Origin of the sequence: Lewinella sp. (assembly GCF_050633125.1) — a bacterium.
GTDB lineage: Bacteria > Bacteroidota > Bacteroidia > Chitinophagales > Saprospiraceae > Lewinella.
Genome location: NZ_JBOEFX010000112.1, coordinates 19,945 through 39,645, shown reverse-complemented (window position 1 = coordinate 39,645; position 19,701 = coordinate 19,945). Strand labels below are relative to the sequence as shown.

Annotated in this window: 19 protein-coding genes; 16 read left to right on the top strand and 3 right to left on the bottom strand. The window is 46.4% G+C overall.

What is annotated here, in order from left to right:
• Nucleotides 1–2 precede the first annotated feature (2 nt).
• Nucleotides 3–1,382, top strand: coding sequence for an HlyD family secretion protein (locus ACRBG0_RS22400; protein ID WP_431489075.1), 1,380 nt, complete (start codon nt 3–5; stop codon nt 1,380–1,382).
• Between the two features lie 20 nt (nt 1,383–1,402).
• Entirely contained in the window at nt 1,403–2,809 is a 1,407-nt protein-coding gene (locus tag ACRBG0_RS22395) for a TolC family protein (protein WP_431489074.1), read from the top strand.
• Nucleotides 2,810–2,818: 9 nt separating this feature from the next.
• Here the strand turns inward: ACRBG0_RS22395 and ACRBG0_RS22390 are convergent, their stop codons facing one another.
• Together ACRBG0_RS22390 and ACRBG0_RS22385 are read right to left on the bottom strand one after the other, a co-directional pair.
• Complete coding sequence (locus ACRBG0_RS22390; RefSeq protein WP_431489073.1) at nt 2,819–4,129, bottom strand: T9SS type A sorting domain-containing protein; 1,311 nt, start codon at nt 4,127–4,129, stop codon at nt 2,819–2,821.
• Nucleotides 4,130–4,302: 173 nt separating this feature from the next.
• A complete protein-coding gene (locus tag ACRBG0_RS22385; RefSeq protein WP_431489072.1) occupies nt 4,303–4,695 on the bottom strand; it encodes a hypothetical protein in 393 nt (130 codons plus the stop codon).
• 257 nt (nt 4,696–4,952) lie between these two features.
• Here ACRBG0_RS22385 and ACRBG0_RS22380 point away from each other — a divergent pair, with 257 nt between their 5' ends.
• A complete protein-coding gene (locus ACRBG0_RS22380; RefSeq protein WP_431489071.1) occupies nt 4,953–7,157 on the top strand; it encodes a peptidase domain-containing ABC transporter in 2,205 nt (734 codons plus the stop codon).
• A gap of 106 nt (nt 7,158–7,263) precedes the next feature.
• The gene (locus ACRBG0_RS22375) at nt 7,264–7,824 is read left to right on the top strand and encodes a GNAT family N-acetyltransferase (RefSeq protein ID WP_431489070.1); all 561 of its coding nucleotides are present in this window, start codon (nt 7,264–7,266) and stop codon (nt 7,822–7,824) included.
• Between the two features lie 57 nt (nt 7,825–7,881).
• On the opposite strand, the gene ACRBG0_RS22370 is transcribed toward ACRBG0_RS22375, so the two are convergent.
• On the bottom strand, nt 7,882–9,267 hold the full coding sequence (locus tag ACRBG0_RS22370) for an MATE family efflux transporter (RefSeq protein WP_431489069.1): 1,386 nt from the start codon (nt 9,265–9,267) through the stop codon (nt 7,882–7,884).
• 396 nt (nt 9,268–9,663) lie between these two features.
• On the opposite strand from ACRBG0_RS22370, the gene ACRBG0_RS22365 reads away from it, so the two are divergent.
• The 12 genes from ACRBG0_RS22365 (at nt 9,664) to ACRBG0_RS22310 (ending at nt 19,650) form a co-directional block, all read left to right on the top strand.
• Nucleotides 9,664–10,281, top strand: coding sequence for a LuxR C-terminal-related transcriptional regulator (locus ACRBG0_RS22365; RefSeq protein ID WP_431489068.1), 618 nt, complete (start codon nt 9,664–9,666; stop codon nt 10,279–10,281).
• 133 nt (nt 10,282–10,414) lie between these two features.
• Nucleotides 10,415–11,023 (top strand): DUF4255 domain-containing protein, encoded by a 609-nt coding sequence (locus ACRBG0_RS22360; RefSeq protein ID WP_431489067.1) that lies wholly within the window; start codon nt 10,415–10,417, stop codon nt 11,021–11,023.
• 2 nt (nt 11,024–11,025) lie between these two features.
• The gene (locus ACRBG0_RS22355; protein ID WP_431489066.1) at nt 11,026–11,817 is read left to right on the top strand and encodes a hypothetical protein; all 792 of its coding nucleotides are present in this window, start codon (nt 11,026–11,028) and stop codon (nt 11,815–11,817) included.
• A gap of 171 nt (nt 11,818–11,988) precedes the next feature.
• The gene (locus ACRBG0_RS22350; RefSeq protein WP_431489065.1) at nt 11,989–13,449 is read left to right on the top strand and encodes a phage tail sheath C-terminal domain-containing protein; all 1,461 of its coding nucleotides are present in this window, start codon (nt 11,989–11,991) and stop codon (nt 13,447–13,449) included.
• An 88-nt stretch (nt 13,450–13,537) separates the two neighbouring features.
• A complete protein-coding gene (locus tag ACRBG0_RS22345) occupies nt 13,538–15,334 on the top strand; it encodes a phage tail sheath family protein (protein WP_431489064.1) in 1,797 nt (598 codons plus the stop codon).
• A 51-nt stretch (nt 15,335–15,385) separates the two neighbouring features.
• Complete coding sequence (locus ACRBG0_RS22340) at nt 15,386–15,814, top strand: phage tail protein (protein ID WP_431489063.1); 429 nt, start codon at nt 15,386–15,388, stop codon at nt 15,812–15,814.
• A 14-nt stretch (nt 15,815–15,828) separates the two neighbouring features.
• Entirely contained in the window at nt 15,829–16,263 is a 435-nt protein-coding gene (locus tag ACRBG0_RS22335; protein WP_020535955.1) for a phage tail protein, read from the top strand.
• Nucleotides 16,264–16,265: 2 nt separating this feature from the next.
• The gene (locus ACRBG0_RS22330) at nt 16,266–16,448 is read left to right on the top strand and encodes a DUF5908 family protein (RefSeq protein WP_431489062.1); all 183 of its coding nucleotides are present in this window, start codon (nt 16,266–16,268) and stop codon (nt 16,446–16,448) included.
• Between the two features lie 30 nt (nt 16,449–16,478).
• On the top strand, nt 16,479–17,159 hold the full coding sequence (locus tag ACRBG0_RS22325; protein WP_431489061.1) for a CIS tube protein: 681 nt from the start codon (nt 16,479–16,481) through the stop codon (nt 17,157–17,159).
• 19 nt (nt 17,160–17,178) lie between these two features.
• Complete coding sequence (gene vgrG, locus ACRBG0_RS22320; RefSeq protein WP_431489060.1) at nt 17,179–18,900, top strand: type VI secretion system tip protein VgrG; 1,722 nt, start codon at nt 17,179–17,181, stop codon at nt 18,898–18,900.
• A gap of 11 nt (nt 18,901–18,911) precedes the next feature.
• Complete coding sequence (locus ACRBG0_RS22315) at nt 18,912–19,202, top strand: PAAR domain-containing protein (RefSeq protein ID WP_020535959.1); 291 nt, start codon at nt 18,912–18,914, stop codon at nt 19,200–19,202.
• A 16-nt stretch (nt 19,203–19,218) separates the two neighbouring features.
• Nucleotides 19,219–19,650, top strand: a complete 432-nt coding sequence (locus ACRBG0_RS22310) for a GPW/gp25 family protein (protein WP_431489059.1) — start codon at nt 19,219–19,221, stop codon at nt 19,648–19,650.
• The last annotated feature ends 51 nt before the right edge of the window (nt 19,651–19,701 follow it).

Below are 19,701 nucleotides of genomic sequence, written 5' to 3'. Positions count from 1 at the left end.
CAATGTTAAATATATCTCCCCAAAACTCTGTTACCAAACGTCTACCGGAAGGTCAGTGGACTTGTCTGGAGCGTAACCCATTGCCAGCGGGCAATAGGATGATGAGGAATTGGTTATTAGCGCTTTTGGTCATTTTTGTTATCCTCTTGTTTCTGCCCTGGCAGCAGAACATTCAGTCGAAAGGAGTAATGACCACCCTTGACCCTGCTGATCGCCCACAAACGATCCAGGCGACTATCCCCGGACGGATTGACCAGTGGTTTGTTCGAGAGGGGCAATTGGTGAAGAAAGGAGACACGATCGTTCACCTTACTGAAGTTAAAGTTGATTATTTTGACCCTGAGTTGGTGGGCCGTACCGAAAACCAGGTTCGTGCCAAGGAAGGAGCGATTATTACTTATGAACAAAAAGCAGGTGCTCTGGCGGAACAGATCGCTGCTATGCGTGCGGAATTGATTCTTAAGAAAGAACAACTGGAAGCAAAGGTTAAGCAAGTAGAACTGAAACTGTTGAGCCAAGAAGCCGATATGGAGCAGGCGCGTTTAGCTTTGTCTATTGCCCAACGGCAATTGGCTCGAACAGATACCCTGTTTCAGCAAGGGATCAAATCAAGGACAGACCTGGAAGACAAGCAGCAAAAGATGCAAGAAAGCCAGGCCAAAGCTATCGCAGCAGAGAATAAAGTCGCTGAAAACCGGCAGGAATTAGAGGTCACTCGTTTGGCTTTGCGCAATATTATCAATGAGTATAACAACAAAGTTGCTAAAGCACAATCGGATCGATTCAGCACTTTGTCTGATCGTTTCGGTGCCGAAGGGGAGCTGAATAAGATGCAGATCCAGGCTAAGAATTACGAGGAGCGTTCTCAATTTTACTACATTATTGCACCACAGGATTGTTATATCTCCCAGGTCATGAAGCCGGGTATCGGAGAAACCGTAAAGGAAGGAGACCCTATTGTTACGATCATGCCCGCGAATTTTGAATTGGCTGTAGAGATGCACGTACGACCTATGGACCTTCCGCTGGTGCGACAAAATGCAGAAGTTCGCTTCATCTTTGATGGTTGGCCGGCTATTGTCTTTTCAGGCTGGCCCGATCTGTCAGCAGGAACCTATTCAGGTCGCATTGTTGCTATAGATAATAATATTGATAAAAATGGCCAATACCGTTTGCTGGTTGCTCCTAATCCTGATGATCGCCCCTGGCCAGAAGCGCTGCGCCCTGGTTCTGGTGTACAGGGGATTGCCTTGTTAGGGCATGTTCAAGTTTGGTACGAGATGTGGCGAAAGTTGAATGGGTTTCCGCCTGATTATTATGGTTTGGAGAAAAAAGAAAAAGAAGAGAAAGGTACTAAGGCACCGATCAAATCTTTAAAGTAATTAGGGTTAATTAATTGATAATGATGAATTTGCGTTGGTGGGTTTTAGTTTGTTCGTTGGTTGTAGGGGGAGTGTCTCTGACGGCACAGCAAGAAATCCTGGCGGCTGATTTGTTTTGGCAACAAGTAAAAACCAATCATCCCGTTGCCAGACAGGCGGCACTTTTACAGGAGCAAGCTGCACAGGAACTATTGTATGCCCGCGGTAGTTTTGACCCCAAGCTTTATGCTTCTCAGGAAGAAAAGGTATTCGGAGGGAAAGATTATTACCGGTATGGGCAGGGAGGAGTTAAAATTCCCACCGCATGGGGGATTGCCCTCAAGGCAGAATACGACTGGACAGACCCTAATGGAGCATACCTGAACCCAGATAGAACAATTCCCCAAGGAGGACAGGCCATCGTTGGTGTTGAAGTTCCACTCTTACAAGGTTTGTTTTTCGATGCATCTCGTTCTTCTTTGCGGCAAGCCCAAATAGGTACAGACCGCTATAAGGCCATTGCAGATGAACTCCGAAATGAGCTCTTTCTGGCCGCTAATAAATCCTACTGGGATTGGTCTTATGCCTATTACTCGCGGGAGTTGGCGATCTCGGCAAGAGATTACAGTTTTGAACGACTAGGGGGTATTCGAGAAAGCTTTAGGGCTGGCGATTACCCGGCTATTGATACGCTCGAAGCTTATTTGCAGTGGCAAAGTTGGGAATTGGAGGTGCAAGAAACAGAAATGCAGCTTAACCATGCTGTTGCTAAAATGCGTGCCTTGCTGTGGAGTGATGCTGGCCAGCCGGAAATGTGGAAGAAAGATTGGGTGCCCCAATCTCCTGTAATTGCCCCTACTGCGCCCGTGATTGCAGATTTACAGCAAGCAATAACCGAGCATCCCAGTTTGGTAGCCTACCGGTATCAAAAAGAGCAATTGGCCATCGAACGACGCTGGAAAAAGGAACAGTTTAAACCAGAATTAACCTTCAATTATAACTTTCTCGCCAATCAATTTGATTTCAACCCTGAGAACACAGATGGTATCAGCAACCTTGTCTCAGATAATTATAAGTGGGGTTTTACTTTTAGTCAGCCATTACTTTTGCGAAAAGAAAGAGCTGGTGTTGCGTTGACGGATGTTAAACTAGCACAAACGGATTGGAAATTACAGCAAAAACAGCAAGACCTTAGTGCTAAACTTACAGCATATTGGCAGGAGTGGGAAATCCGCCAACAACAATTACAACTTTCTCAAGCGGTAGTGCAAAACTATCAAAGCTTGCTGGATGCCGAAAGTGTAAAGTTTGAACTTGGAGAAAGCTCAGTGTTCTTGCTCAATTCCCGTCAGCAAAAGCTTCTGGGAGCCCAGCTCAAACTCCTCAAAACGCAAGCAGAGTTACAGAAGACGGTAGTGGCGTTGTGGTATACAGCAGGACGGAGCTAGGAAATGAATCTACCTCACTACTATTTGCCGAACTGCTCTGTCTTCACCATTGACGTATTCCAACCAGTAGACCCCTGAACTCAGCGTGGACAAATCCAGATTGTCAGTGCGGCCTACTACCGGCCAGGATTGCAGCAGTTTACCCGAAGCATCCAACAGTTGGATGTTCCCTTCGGTACGATTGCTGGAGTTAAGTTGAATGCGGACTCTTCCGTTGTTCGGATTTGGGAATACCTCAAAACTGAGATTGGGGTTGACGATAGTTGTATTTACCGGGTTACATACCGGTGCATTTCCTTCAATTGCTGCAAATGACCCTGCGTCTGCTGACCAGTCTTGCCATTCACCCCCATCTCCATCTATCCAGGTATTGAGGTCGAAAGTGTACAAGCCAGTGGGGGTGCCTTTGACAGCGTAGACCTTGAGGGCTTGCCCGTCTTGGCTCCAGCTTAGGGGCTGGTTACTAGCACAATTTTCCGGCAAGTTATTCATTACCTCGCAGTTAGGGGTGATGAAGTAAGCGTTGTCGTCAAAGTCGGGATAGGTGCCATAGACGCTGGCGATTCCACTCTCATCTATACATACGGCTGTGTATTCATCACAAGCTATTCCGTAATAAGGAGTATTGTAATCAACGATGGCGCGTGCCAAAAAGACCGTATGCCGCCCCCTCCGGTCGGGGTTATCGTAATGAGTATCTGTAATGACCTGTGTGAGGTATGGGACGCGAATAAAAGAAGCATTGCTGATAGCCACTTTATTATCGTAAGGATTGGCGAGCGCTGTTGTGCTGGTGACGGTGCCGTTTTGAGCCGTAAAATAGACGCCTCCAAGGATAGCCATTCCTGCACTTGTGCCTCCGATGACGATGTTTCGTTCTGTGATTGCGGTGTTGATGAGATTGGCAACGGCGGTATTCCTCCAAAAAGAAACGTAGTTGTATTGGTTGCCGCCAGCAATCCAGATGGCTTCGGCTTTGGCAATACGATCCAGTACATAAGGATCAGTGGCCGCTTGCGCATTGTTGAAGACAATGCTCTCCACAGAATTGACGGTCACTCCTAAATCACTAAACATATAATCGTTATAACCGTCAGAGCCCGAAGCACGAATGACCAGAATGTCACCACCGTCGGCTCGTTCAAGAAACCAACGCATAGCGTTATCGTTTTCGGTAGCGCCTCCCATCAGGCAAACCCCTCCTATGGGGGTCGTTGTAGCATCCATGAGGCTACCTGTGAAAAAGGAGGTGTAATCTTCTTGGGCACTAAGCGTACAAAACGCTAAGGCCATCAAGCCAAAGGCCAGAAGCTTTTTCATGAGTAAGTAGAAGTTGAATTGTTGTGTCGCGAAATCAAATTTCCCGGTTAAGGAAAATTTTAAAGAACAGCACGAAAACAAAAACACGCTTTGTTTTCTGCGCAATTCATAGGACAAGGTCGGGCTTTTGTTTGGTATAAAAAAGTTAAACTTTATGCCAAATGCACGAGTAATCACTGATAGCCTACCATTTCTATTAAATAGGCCCCGTTGTAACCCAGATTTCGGAGTTTGTTTTGAAGCTTTAGTGCGTCTGATCGACTGGTAAAACTTTCTCTTGATTCTATGACCCACACCTCTTCACAAGGGCGATGACGAGCAACAAGGTCTTCATGAAAAGGGTATTCCCTGGGATCTGTATTGCGTAGAATAGCGACTTGTACCTTGTATTCAATAGTAGGTGTAGTGCTGAATTTAGGTAAAGACGGGCGGCTGTTTCTAGAAGCGCCTTTGCTGTAAGTGACGGGCAACTCGTCACAGTAGGAAGGTTTTTCGTTTTGGGCGGAAAGCTCAAACGACCAGCCACAAAAAGCGACTAATAATAAGCTGTAAATCAGATGTTTCATAGAAAATAAAGCTTGAAGTTGGTGTTGGAAAAATACGGGAAACAAACTGTAGGCTTTATTGGACGGTGCTTGACTGGGTGGTCACGTTTTCATTTCAACCATTAAAGTTAAATAATAATTGATTCTTGTAGAGACTTAGGGCTGTTCTCTTCGAAAGAATGTTCCCAATTATACTGGTTTGGGCTTTTGCTTAAACACTTAGTTGTCGGGATAGATAGGAATACTTACCTTGTATGCCTCTCATCATTTAAATATTTATGTTTAAGCGCTTCCCATTTTACCAACAGCTTGATAGTATGGACTGTGGCCCAGCTTGCTTACGGATGGTAGCAGCTCATCACGGTAGGGAATATCCTCTGTCTTTTTTGCGCGATCAATCCTACATTGAAAAGGATGGTGTGAGTTTGCTAGGAATTGTAAAGGCAGCAGAAACCATTGGGTTCGATGCTCATGCCTTTCGGATTCCCTGGGCAGCAGGGGAGGAGCAAGCAGGGTTGGAGGACCTGGAATTACCGCTGATTGTACACTGGGAGCAAAATCACTTTGTCGTTGTTTTTAGAATGACCAATAGCTTTGTATGGGTAGCTGACCCTAGAGAAGCGGGAGTGAAAAAACTAACACGTAAGGAATTTATTCGCGGCTGGTGCTCTGTAGGTGAGGAGGAAGGTATTGTGCTGATGTTGAGCCCTACACCAGCTTTTTATGAGCAAGAAGGGGAGGAGGAAACGACCGGTCAGCTAGGTTTCAGGTACTTGTTTCAATTCGTGAAACCCTATCGCCGCTTGGTGGGCCAGTTACTGATAGGTTTATTAGGCTTGAGTGTGCTGCAACTGCTTTTTCCTTTCCTCACCCAGGCAGTTGTTGATATTGGTATTAACAACCAGGATATTGATTTTATCTATTTGATGTTGGTGGGGATGATACTGCTGTTTGTGGGAGAAGTGACGATTACGCTTTTACAAGGATGGATTTTGTTGCACGTAGGCACACGTATCAATGTAAGTTTAGTTGCTCAATTTCTGAGAAGGGTGATGCGGCTGCCGCTAAGGTATTTTGATCAAAAATCGACAGGAGATTTTCTACAACGCATTTACGATCAACGGCGCATAGAGTCATTTCTTACCAATACCTCGCTGTCGGCCTTGTTCTCGTTTACAAGCCTGTTTATCCTTGGGGGCGTTTTGTGGTGGTACCATACGGGGATCTTTGTGGTGTTTTTTGTTGCTGCGGTCCTCTACCTCGTTTGGATTTTGGTATTCCTGAAAAAAAGAGCTCTGATTGATCATCAGCGCTTTCGCGAAATGACCGCCAATCAGAACACTTTGATAGAACTCATTCAGGGAATGCCGGAAATAAAACTACAGCAGAGTGAATACAAACGCAGGATGGGGTGGGTGAAAATTCAGAACCAACTCTTTCGTACCAATACCCGTTTTTTGAGCCTTACCCAATATCAAGATACTGGTGCCCAGTTTATCAGTCAGTTGAAAGATATCATTATCGTTGTTATTTCGGCCAAGGCTGTTATTGCGGGGCATTTAACTTTGGGGGCAATGTTGGCTATCCAATACATTGTTGGGCAACTAAATGTGCCTTTACAGCGATTGGTAGGTTTTCTGCGGACAGCTCAGGATGCGCAATTGAGCCTGGAGCGACTAGGAGAGTTACAGCAGATGGAAGTGGAAGAAAAGGAAGGTGAGCAGCGAATGGAAGTACTGCCGGAGTCGGCTGACCTAGTGTTGGAAAATGTGAATTTTGCTTACAGCCCGCTTTCTGGTGATGTCCTGAAGAATATTGATTTAAAGATTCCACATGGGAAAGTGACGGCCATTGTAGGGGCCAGCGGAAGTGGGAAGACGACTTTGATAAAACTGCTGCTCGGCTTTTATTTGCCCAACCAAGGGCGCATTCAACTTGGAGGATACGATTTGCAAGGATACGCCATAAGTACTTGGCGCCGCGCTTGTGGAGCCGTCTTGCAGGATGGATTTCTCTTCTCAGATACCATCGCCAATAATATTGCAGAAAGCAGTAGCGTGGTCGAAATAGAGCGGCTCAGAAAAGCCATTATGTTGGCGAATTTAGAAGCATTCATCCAGGGATTACCCCAACAATTGCAGACAAAAATAGGGCCGCAGGGCAATGGTGTTAGTCAGGGGCAACGCCAGCGGCTACTCATTGCCAGAGCCATCTACAAAGATCCTTCCTTTCTGTTTTTTGATGAGGCGACCAACGCACTGGATGCTGAAAACGAAAAAGTCATCGTCGACAACTTGGCTCATTTTTTTGAAGGCCGCACCGTGGTAGTAGTCGCTCATCGCTTGAGTACGGTACGCAATGCCGATAAAATAGTCGTCCTCGAAGCTGGGCAAATCGTAGAAGAAGGGACTCACGAGGAGCTGGTCGCAAAGAAAGGCCGCTACCTGGAATTGATTAGTAACCAGTTAGAGTTGGGGGGGTAGGGGCGTTTTTGTTAAATGGAGTTGGGCGCAACATAACAATAACCCAACTAAACTTGTAGCACAGCCACTTATAAAAAGTGTTGTGCATCATATCAAAAAAAATAAAATGAATATTGAAATACGACCATTAACCAAAGATTTGAAGGATGATTATTTGTTTCTGTTTGATAATATGATTCATAAAGAAAATCCCGAATGGTCTAAATGTTACTGTAACGATTATCATTTCCTAGGTGATGTGGAAACATGTACGCGTGATATGAGCCGAGTTATGATTATTGATCGCATCGATGAGAACGAACTGCAAGGTTATTTGGTCTTTTATAATGGCAAGGCAATCGGCTGGTGTAACGTGAACAACAGATCCAAATATCAACGATTATTAAGAGATTACGATTTGATTGATAATCCAGATGATAAAGTATGTTCAGTTGTATGTTTTTTGATACACCCAGATTATCGCAGAAAGGGGATATCTCAAAAAGTCATTGAAAAAATAGTAGAAGATTATTTAAATAGAGACTACGACTATATTGAATCTTATCCAAAGAAAGGAGAAGCGAATTCAAGTAGTTTCAAAGGCCCAATGGAATTGTACAAAAGGAACGGTTTCAATATTTATAAGGAGTATGAAACATATTATGTGCTGAGAAAAAAACTAAAATAAATAGGGTGACAACAACTGTCCACTCTATTCTGACGAACTCAACCATCAAACCATCCCCTAAACCTCCGTCTTCAACCAACCTCCCCGCCGAAATAGGATAAAAGCCAATGCCGTGAGCACCATCTCTGCAATGATGATCGCCCAAGTGACGCCGGCCACGCCATGCCCCAGGTAAAGCCCGAGGTAATACCCCAGCGGAATCTCAACGATCCAAAAAGAAATGATATTGATAATCATTGGTGTGCGCGTATCTCCGGCACCGTTAAATGCCTGGCTGAAGATCATACCGAAACCATAGAGGGTGTAGCCCAATGCGAATATCTTCAAGGCAGTAGTACCTGCCTCAAGAACAGCGGGCGTATCATCGAAGAAAAGGATCAGATGAGGGGCGAATAACAGGTAGACGATAGAAATAAGACCTAAAAAAACACCGGCCATCATGGCGGCAAGTTTCACGGAGCGTATCGCTCGATCGGGTTCTTTGGCACCCAGGTTTTGACCTACGAGTGTAGCTGTGGCATTGGATAATCCCCAGGCGGGCAGTAGGGTGAAAATGATCAATCGGATAGCAATGGTATAGCCCGCCACGGCTTCACTGCCAAATTTGGAGACAATTCTCATCAGAAATACCCAACTGGCAGAGGCAATGATATACTGCATGGCGCCCGAAGAAGCAATCCGCCCCAGTCGTTTGAGTATCCCCCAATCGAGTTGCCAACCGCCCGTACGAAGTTGAATGGTACCACGGCCACCAAAAAGAATGTAAAGCTGGAAAGCTACCCCAATACCCCGACCAATAGTGGTGGCTACCGCTGCACCCGTAACGCCCATTGCTGGAATAGGCCCGAAGCCGTGAATGAAAATAGGGTCAAGAATAATATTAATACCGTTGGCCAACCACAAGGCTCGCATGGCGTAAGCGGCATCTCCTGCTCCGCGAAAAATACCATTGAGCAAGAAGAGTAGCATGATGACCGCATTGCTACCAAAAAGCAATTTCGTGTAGTTCTTGCCTGAAGCGATCAAGGCTTCACTCCCTCCCATCATCCTTAGTATATCCTCTGCATAAATAACACCGGGAATTCCTAGAATAAAACTCACCCCAATGGCCATATAGATGGCTTGTTTAGCTACACGCGACGCATTGGCCTGGTCTTTTTGCCCGATATAGCGGGCGATCATAGCTACCGGTGCCGTACTGATGCCGATGGCAATAGCGTAGACCAAGGTGATGACCGCCTCGGTGAGTCCAACAGTAGCCACGGCATCGGGACTGACTTTAGCAACAAAATAAGCATCGACCAAGGCAAACAAAGATTCCATGGCCATCTCCAGCACCATAGGGATACTGAGCATCACAATCGCCTTCTTGATAGAACCGGAGGTATAGTCGTACTCATCGCCGCGAATAGCCGCTCGGAAGAGTTGAAGGAGTTTTTGCATGAGGGAATTTTGGTTAGGCCGAATTAGGCTTTCTCTTTGACCGCCGTGGTGCAAAGGCACAGATTATTGCTCAAAGGTCTATTTTTGTGGGAATAGTTCCAGACATTAAATAATATTTATCTCCTTTCCAGAGTTTTTATTTAATCGACTACCTTTTGCATTCTACTGCAATGAGTAAACCCACTGAAGCATTCTCCCCCCGCTTCTGTAAGTGTAACCCAGATAAAGCCTTTTTGATTTTTTGATTTAAAATTATTATTCATCCGTAACGAATTTAGTGCGGAGGGTAATAATAGACCAGTAGCTGTAAAAAAAATACCAAGCTTAAAGTGAGTTGGGCTCTGCTCAAAGCACTTGGGTATTGGTATACTTATCATACCCTAAAACTATTATGCTATGTCTACGCCTATTTACCTTCTGGGGAAAACACCCTTGGTCATCCTTGGCCTTGAAAGCGTTTTGAGCGATACTTCTTACAATTTTAAAAAAAGCTTTTTGTTGGGGAAGGACGAATTCTGTCCAAACTGCTCATCAGCCTTCTTACTTTTCGTTCAATTGAATGAAGAAAAAAGCAAACGCTTCACTTGCCTGAAAAGGATAATTAAAAATTACCCACTGGCGCGACTTATTGTGCTACACGACACCACGGATGTGAAACACATAAAAGCCTGTTTTCGGCTTGGCGTAAGCGCCTATTTATTGTCGAGCATTTGTGCTGCCGATGTTCGCAAGGCCATTCAGGCCGTTTCTGATGGGCAGACTTACCTAGATCCCATCTTGAGCCAATATTGGGCGAGCCAAACCATGGGCTTAGGCAATGATAATTTATCCCTTACCCGTCGGGAAAAAGAAGTTCTCAACTTAATTGTAGAAGAATACACGACCAAAGAGATTGCCAAGCAGCTTTATATCAGCCCTTGTACAGCAGAAACGCATCGGATGAATATTATTCATAAAATGGGCGTCAGGAATACGGCCGGAGTTGTTCGTGAAGCGGTCCGAATGGGGTGGTGATGTTTCTCATGGAAAACCACTAGATTTTATATTCCGGGTTTTCCTTGATGCTTATTGGATTAGGTATCAGCAACTTGTAGGGGTCTAAGTAATACTACCAAGTAGCTGTTTTAACCTAATTACCTATTACCTCATGCCAACAGTACGCGATACCATCGCCGATACTTTATCCATTCTCAGGCTGACCCTTGAAAATGGGCTGGATGATATCGAAACGAATACAGACGATGCTGTTGAACTGAATAATATCGCCTTCTGGGATATGGCTAGTACTGACCCACGAGCCGTAAGCAATAGCATCATTGTAACGCTGGTCAAAACAGAAGAGGAGTTTGCTATGAAAAACCGGCCGGCACACCGCCGTAATCCGGTTACAGGTAGTTTGGAGTATGTTAATCCACCTGTCTTCTTAAATCTCCATGTACTCTTCACGGTAAACACGCCTAACTATGATACCGCGCTTACCTATCTCTCAAGAATCATCGGTTTTTTTCAACATCAGCGTGTTTTCACGGAAAGTAATTCCTCTATTCCTAATGATGTCAATATTGACACCTTCCACTTCAATGTGAGTATGTTGTCTCCCTCGTTGGAGCAGCTCAATCATTTATGGGGGATACTAGGAGGGAGGATGCTACCCAGCGTGTTGTACCGGTTCCAGATTCAGCGCATCGAATACATTGATCAGCCTGAACCTGCACCACAGATTGAAACCATTATTGTTAACGAACAACTCTATTAACAATGGGCTTCATCATCAAATATCAGCGGGTCATTAAGCTACACTTTTGGCAGTACCATTGGTTACTCAAAGGAGCAGATGTACTGGTTTTACCCCCCACTGGGAGCACACAAGCTGTTCAAGAGAGAATTATCGCTTACGATTTGAGAAATGTACTGAAGGTAAGTTTGACAGCAGCATCACAAAAGGAATTAGAAAAAAGAGGTCTGGTTTTCAAAGCAAATACGACCGGAGCAATTATAGTAAGCAAAGATGGTTACACGGAAGTCGATGATTCCTTCAGGCTCAGTTTTGCAGTAAGCTTGATTGATCCCGAGTGGCCTTCTTATACCTTGACTGGCGTGACTGATATTCAACACCAGGTCTTTCACTTGACCAATTTTGGTCGCGTACCTGCTGACCGTACGTTGTTAACGGATGGCGAAAATGAGACGCTACGCACCAGCCACTTTGTTCCCAAGCAGGGGAGGGTGGTTCGTTTGCCGCAATTAGTAGCAGGCACAGCTACGACCATCGATGTTTTTGATGCCTTAAGCACGGTCGTCACTCCTGCGCTGAGTTTTACGTTTCCAGCGATCGCCGGACAAGAAGAATACGAATTGGATTGCCGTTCCCTGCGAGAAGGGCTTTACCGTTTTTCCGGAGGAAATATCAATCCTGTTACACAATACATTGGACTAGAAAATCAGCCTGCACTGATAGGGGTGATAGATCTATTTACCAAAGATTGGGACGGAGCTGGTAACCCTGCTCAAGAAGGCTCGGAGTACGATATTCGGCTTGCTGCGCCTTAGTATTGCGCAGAAAATATTTAGGTTTACCAAATAGTTAACACGCTGAAAATGAATCGTTTTGTCGACTATTTTGGAAACAAAATCGCATTTTGTTTTCGTGCTGTTCCTTTGTATTGCATAGAAAAAAAATTAAAGAAAATGATTTTGCCAAAACTCATAAACATCTGATATATGCCCACTAATTATGCTATTCCAGGCGTGTACGTAGAGGAGATCACCAAATTCCCTCCTGCCGTCGCACAGGTAGAAACAGCAATTCCGGCTTTCGTTGGCTATACGGAACGCAGGCTAGATGCCAACGGTGGCACCCTGCCCCAGGATACGCCGGTGAGAATTTCCTCCATGACCGAGTTTGAAACACTTTTCGGCAATGCTCCTCGCCTAACGGTGACGGAGGTGCGCCTGGATGCGGATAACAACATTCTGGGGGCTACGATCAGTACCTCATTTTACCTGCACCATGCCGTGCAGATGTTTTATGCCAATGGCGGCGGCGACTGCTATATTGTATCCGTTGCGGCGGCTCCCGGCTTTAGCGGCGGCTATGTTTCCGGAGAAATATTGAGTGGGGTCAATGCCCTCGAACTGGTAGACGAACCCACGCTCATCTGTTTTCCCGATGCTGCTGGCAATGATGATGGGGGGATCTCCACGTCCCTGCAAGTCAGGGCACTCCAGCTTTGTGCGGAATTGGGAGATCGCTTTACTATTTGTGATACGCTATTGGGAGACCCGCTAGGAGCTACCTTCCGCAATGAAATTGGTATTAATAACCTAAAATACGGCGCCGCATATACGCCCTGGCTACAAGCCACTTTTGCCAAGAACCTAACTTTTGAGGAATTGAGCACGGGCATCTTTACTCGTAACGGTGTTGGCGGCTTAGCCTTAGAAGCACTCACCACGGATACTGCTACGCAAACGCTGATCACGACTTACCGTGCCAATTTGGGCGTAGAAACGGAAGCCGAACTGGCAGACCGAGAATTAGCTTTACGCAACAACTTTGGCCTGTACAAAGCGATTATTGCCGCTCTCAATGGTTTACCCCTCTCGATGCCGCCTAGCGGCGCGATTGCTGGCGTCTACGCGACAGTGGATCGTACCCGAGGTGTATGGAAAGCCCCTGCCAATGTGAGTCTTAATTTGGTAGCAGAACCAACTTCTGGCTTTACGCAAGGGCAGTTGGCCAATTTGAATATAGACCCCGTTGCCGGGAAATCCATCAATGCCATCCGGACATTCACAGGTAAGGGCGTACTCGTTTGGGGTGCTCGTACCCTGGCTGGTAACGATAATGAATGGCGCTACATTAATGTTCGTCGCTTCTATAACATGGTTGAGGAATCAGTGAAGAAAGCTGCCGGGCAGTTTGTCTTTGAACCCAATGATGCCAATACCTGGGTGCGAGTGCAGGGAATGATCGAAAACTTTCTGACCCTTCAGTGGCGAGCGGGCGCACTGCAGGGAGCTAAACAAGAGCATGCCTTTCAAGTAGCTGTAGGATTGGGTAAAACCATGACTGCTGATGATATTTTGAATGGCCGGATGATCGTACAGATTGCTATGGCACCTGTGCGCCCCGCCGAATTTATCATCCTGCGCTTCGAGCAAAAAATGCCGGAATCTTAATCTGATTTGCGCCATTTGACGAAAGGCTAACTTAATTATTGACCACTTTCATCAATCCTTCATTGGATAGATCCTAATAAATCCTATTATGCCTAATAACTATGCGATACCCGGTGTGTACGTGGAAGAAATACCCAAGTTTCCACCTTCTGTTGCCCAGGTAGAAACTGCGATACCGGCCTTTATGGGTTATACCCAAAAAGCCTTGGATACATCCGGCAACCCCATGGCGGTAAACACGCCTGTGCGTATTACTTCTTTTACGGAGTTTGAGACGCGCTTTGGCGTAGCACCACCATTAGGCGTGTCGCAAATTCGGCTGGATGCTGCCGACAATTTTACGGGAGCTGACATTACCACGGCGTATTATATGCACCATGCTGTTCAGATGTTTTATGCCAATGGCGGTGGTGATTGCTATATCGTGTCCGTTGGTCCTTACGCGACAACTGCACCCTTTGCCGATGAGGCTCACTTTACAGGTGCCGGAACAGCACTGGAAGCCATCAGTCGTGTCGATGAGCCTACCATTTTACTTTTTCCGGATGCGGTTTTGCTTTCCGATGTTGAATTGGGAAATGTTCAAAAAGCTGCTTTGCTGCAATGTGCCAACTTACAGGATCGCGTGACGGTTTGTGATTTGAAAAATGACAGTCCTGCCGATCTTCAGGATATTGTAGATTTTCGCCAGCAAATTGGTATCAATAACCTAAAGTATGGCGCTGCCTATACTCCTTGGATAGAAGGACTGTTGCCTAAGAATATCGGTTATGCCCAGCTCAATGGCGATATTTTTGTAAGAGCTGGCGCACTACCAGCAGTCAATTTGGCGACGATCAATACAGACGCAGATATCGCCAATGTCCTCGATAATTATGACTTGGTTTTAGCTATCAATGGCATTGGGACAATTAATACACTGCGCTCGGATATTAATGATCAATATGCCAGTCTGCTCTTAATAACTGACTACGACACTGCCGGTATGACGACAGCGCTGGATACAGCGATCACGGCAATGGATACCGATATTAATGGCGATTTGGTGCCGGCACCATTTCCGGTTTTACCAGCCAATTATACTACTTCGCTTACCAATCTGCAAGCTGCTGTAACAGCCTATGAAGCACTGACTAATGCTAGCACAGCGGTGGATATAGCGACTGCCCGAGAGGATTTAGCAACAGCTATGAGTAATTACCTCGGTTTTGTGGGAGCAACAGCTACGGCTGATGCCGAAGAGAACCTGCGTGCTGTTTACCCTATCTACCGGGCGATTATTGCTGGTATTAACGCGGTTCCACTAGCGGTTCCTCCAAGTGGGGCTATCGTAGGAGTATATGCTGCTGTTGACCGTACACGTGGTGTATGGAAAGCCCCTGCCAATGTGAGTCTTAATCAGGTGGTCGGCCCTACTAAGGCTTATGTACAATCTGCCTTAGCCAACCTTAATGTTGATCCTTCGACCGGAAAATCTATCAATGCCATCCGCAGTTTTACGGGCAAGGGAACCCTGGTTTGGGGTGCACGCACCTTGGCTGGCAACGACAATGAATGGCGCTACGTAAGTGTCCGCCGTTTTGTGAACATGGTTGAAGAATCCACAAAAAAAGCCGCTGAGCAGTTTGTTTTCGAACCCAACGATGCCAATACCTGGGTACGGGTACAGGCCATGATCGAAAATTTCCTCACCCTACAGTGGCGAGCAGGAGCCTTGCAAGGTGCCAAACAAGAACATGCTTTTCGGGTGGCGGTAGGCCTTGGTAAAACCATGACTGCTGATGATGTTCTGAATGGCCGGATGATTGTTCAGATCGCTCTGGCGATCGTACGCCCGGCTGAGTTCATTGTGCTTCGTTTTGAGCAAATGATGCCTCAGTCTTAATCAATAAAAATTTAAGCTCGTACCCTTTTGGTACACAATATCTAAACCAATATGGCTAATTACCCACTTCCCAAATTTAGTTTCCTCATCGAATGGGGTGAGGCTCGTCTGGGATTTACTGAAGTTACGGGTCTGGAGCGTTCCGTAGAAGTAATTGAATACCGTGAAGGTTCCAGCAAAAGTTATTCAAAGCTGAAGATGCCTGGCATGGAAGCGCTGGCAAATGTAACCCTCAAACGGGGCACCTTCGAGGGGGACATCAGCTTCTATACCTGGTTCAATACGGTACAGATGAATACCGTAGAGCGCCGCGATGTCATCGTAAAGTTGCTCAATGAAGAAAACGAGCCAACCATGGTCTGGCGTTTGGCCAACTGTTTTGCCGTCAAATACCAGGCTTCAGAGTTGAAAGCCGATGGCAATGAAGTCGCCATTGAGACCCTGGAAATTGCCCACGAGGGCTTAAGTATGGTCAGCTAATCCCCCCTTAAACTATGGCATTTTACCCACCGGTAGGTTTTCACTTTGCGGTTCGCTTTGGAATCAGCGACCAGGACAATGATACTCGCTTTCAGAGTGTCACTGGCCTGAGTGTTGAATACGAAACGGAAACGATTAACGAAGGTGGTGAAAACCGCTTTGTTCACGAAATTCCTGTGCGTACCAGTTATAGTAATCTGGTGCTCAAACGGGGAATGATGGTAGATTCTACGGTCGTAAAGTGGTGCATTGATGCTTTTGAAAATCGAAGCTTTGAACCCACAGACATACAGGTAATTCTCCTGAATGAAAACCATGAGCCGCTACGCACTTGGAGCGTCGTAAGGGCCTGGCCCAAACGGTGGTCGGTCAGCGACTTTAATGCCGAGGATAACAGCATCGTCATTGAAACGCTTGAACTCAGTTACCGCTACTATAAACTCCTGTAATTATGCCCGTTGAAATCAGAGAACTCCACATTAAAATTAATGTGAACGAACAATCGCAAAATAATAATAACACTACCCCTGGTACGGAAAACACCAGGCAGGAAACCCGTAAAAAGGAAGATGCACTGGTGGCGGAATGTGTAGCACAAACGCTGAACATTATCGCCGACGAGAAGGAAAGGTAAGTACCGTGTAAAAAAGCAAAATACTAAGCGATGGACATCCTCGGGAAGTTGGAAAAAATGAGAATCCTGGCATTTAAGGACAATGCCTTTAGCAAGCCGGCATCACCAGCTTCTTGGCCGGTGTTGGTCAATCCGGAGTCCTATGCGATGGACTACAAGATTGAATACAATACGGATGCTGCGCCTGGTAATGATGGAACATCTGCCAAGTATACGCGCCATGATCCGGAAGAATTTTCCTGCGATTTGTGGTTTGATAATACAGGTATTTTAGACGATACCCCACGCCCGGATATCTATTCTGAAATGGATAAGTTTCGGAAGTTCCTGCTGGATATTGAAGATGAAACCCACGAGCCCCGCCATTTTATGATCATCTGGGGAAAGATGATTTTTAAAGGGCGGATTACCGGATTGCAGATTCAGTACAAGCTATTCAAGTCGGATGGTACGCCCATTCGTGCTATGGCAACGGTGAGCTTCAAGGGCAGTTTTGATGACCTGCTGAGGTTGGCAAAAGCCAATTTACTTTCTCCGGATCTTACCCATAAGCGGGTGGTCAGAGCAGGGGATACTTTGCCCAATATGTGTGAAGAAATTTACGGAAGTACCGCCTACGTAACTCAAATAGCAAGAGTCAACAACCTGGCAAAATTCCGCCAAATACCTGCTGGAACCGAATTGTATTTTCCGCCATTTGCTAAAGTTTGATCAAGATTAAAACAAAAGAATGTTAAGCGATAGAATTATACCAACTCCGGTGGCGCCTTCGGTGGCAACGTTTACCGTCCTTTCGGCAGGAAACGAAGTGCCGAGGGAGTTTCAGGTCTTGTCGATAGTGGTCAACAAGGCCGTTAATCGTATCGCAACGGCAACGCTGATTTTAAGAGATGGTGATCCGGCAGCTCAAACTTTTACCGCTAGTGAAGAGGATTACTTTGTGCCCGGAAAAGAGCTGGAACTAAAGGCCGGTTACCAGGGCACGGAAGACAAAATATTCAGTGGGGTCGTGGTGAGCCATGCCATTCGGGTTCGCGACCAGCGATCAGTGCTGGAGGTGGTGTGCAAAGACCCTGCTTTTAAAATGACCTTAAATCCGGAAAATCGCTATTTCCGTGACACAACAGAAAGCGATGCACTAGAAGATATCATTAGAGCGAGTGGATTAACCGCAGAGGTAGAAGCAACCACGGAATCAAAAGCAGAAGTCATTCAATACCATTGTACCAACTGGGATTTTGTCCTCACGCGGGCAGATGCTTTGGGGAAGATTTGTATCACAGAAGGCGGTACACTGAGCGTAAAAGCGCCCAACCTCACCCAAGCCAGTGCATTGAGTTTGAGTTACGGTGGAAACCTGCTTAGTCTGGATTTGCAGATGGATGCTCGAAACCAGTTTAAGTCCATCAATTCCAAGGCGTGGAGCATGCCGAATAGCGAATTGGCGGAAGCTGAAGAAAGCACTTTTACGGCACCAAATGCAGGAAATCTTACCGCTAATGATTTAGCGGACGCACATGGCATTGATCCGTTACAGCAGCAGCATGGCGGCAATGTTTCGGAAGCAGAATTGCAAGATTGGTCGAAAGCACGACTGCAAAAAAGCCGTTTGGCCCGAATTCGGGGGCGAGCACGATTTCAAGGAATAGCCAGCCTGGAAGTAGGGCAATTGGTCACGCTGCAAGGCGTAGGTGACCGCTTCAATGGGCAGGTTTTTGTATCCGCTATTCGCCATGAAATCAATAATGGCAACTGGCTCACTGATGCCGAGTTTGGCTTGGATGACAGCTGGTTTACAGAACGATTTAAAGTCACCCAACCGCGAGCTGCGGGGATTATCCCTCCGGTAAGCGGCCTACAAATAGGGATCGTAACCCAAATCCATGATGACCCGCTGGGCGAGCATCGTGTGCAGATACGTTTGCCGCTGATAAGCACAGAAGATGATGGCACCTGGGCACGCGTAGCCGTTTTGGACGCTGGCGATACCCGGGGAAGTTTCTTTCGCCCCGAAATTGGCGATGAAGTGGTGGTCGGTTTCCTCAATGATGACCCCCGTTTTCCGGTGATTACGGGGATGCTCAACAGCAGTACACGCCCGGCACCGCTGGATGCTACTGAAGATAATCACGAGCGAGGTTTTGTTTCCCGTTCGGGAATGAAATGGCTCTTCAATGATGAGCATAACAACATTTTACTCGAAACGCCGGATGGTAACCTCATTGATATTTCTGGTGAAAACCAATCTGTCACCCTGGGAGACCAACATGGAAATAAAATTGTGCTAGACAGTAATGGAATCACTATGGAGAGTATTAAAGATATCGTACTCAAGGCCGCTACCAACCTGGAAGCAGAAGGGATGGCCGTGAAAATTGATGCCCAAAGCACTGGCGAATTTGCTGCCAGCGGAACGCTCACCCTCAAAGGAGGACTGGTTCAGATTAATTAAAAAAACAAACTATGCCACCTGCTGCTCGAATCAATGATATGCACGTTTGCCCAGCTTCCAATGGCCCTGTGCCACATGTGGGAGGGCCGATCATTCCTCCTGGAGAGGTGACGGTGCTCATCGGTGGCTTTCCGGCCGCAAGGGTAGGGGATCAGGCACTCTGTACCGGGCCACCAGATGCTATCGTGGCAGGGAGTGGAACCGTATTGATTGGCGGAATGCCTGCTGCCCGATTAGGCGATAGTACCGCCCATGGTGGAACCATCGTCATTGGCTGCACCACCGTACTGATTGGAGGATAAGCGTAAATAAAAGACTATGGACGATAATAAGCCGGCTACTAATTTTTTAGGAACGGGATGGAGTTTTCCTCCAACGTTTAGAAAGGCTTCCAGAGGAGTACGAATGACCACCGGGCAGGAAGATATTGACCGGAGCCTGGAAATTTTACTCTCTACCTCCTTGGGAGAGCGCGTCATGTTGCCCAACTATGGTAGCAACATGGAAGAGCTCTTGTTTGAACCCATTGACACCGGCTTGCAGACTTTGATTTTTGACCGAATCAATACAGCTATTCTGTATTACGAACCTCGGATTGAAGTAGAGAATATCCTCTTGGACACCGAACGTGTGAACGAAGGGGTGCTCATTATCACGATCGCTTATCGGGTGCGAGCGACCAATTCGCGCTTCAACTTTGTCTACCCCTTCTATTTGACGGAAGGATCACAAGTTGATAATCCGATATAGCCTTGGCCTGCGCCTAACCATTTAATCACCTGCTCACCCTATTTAAGAACT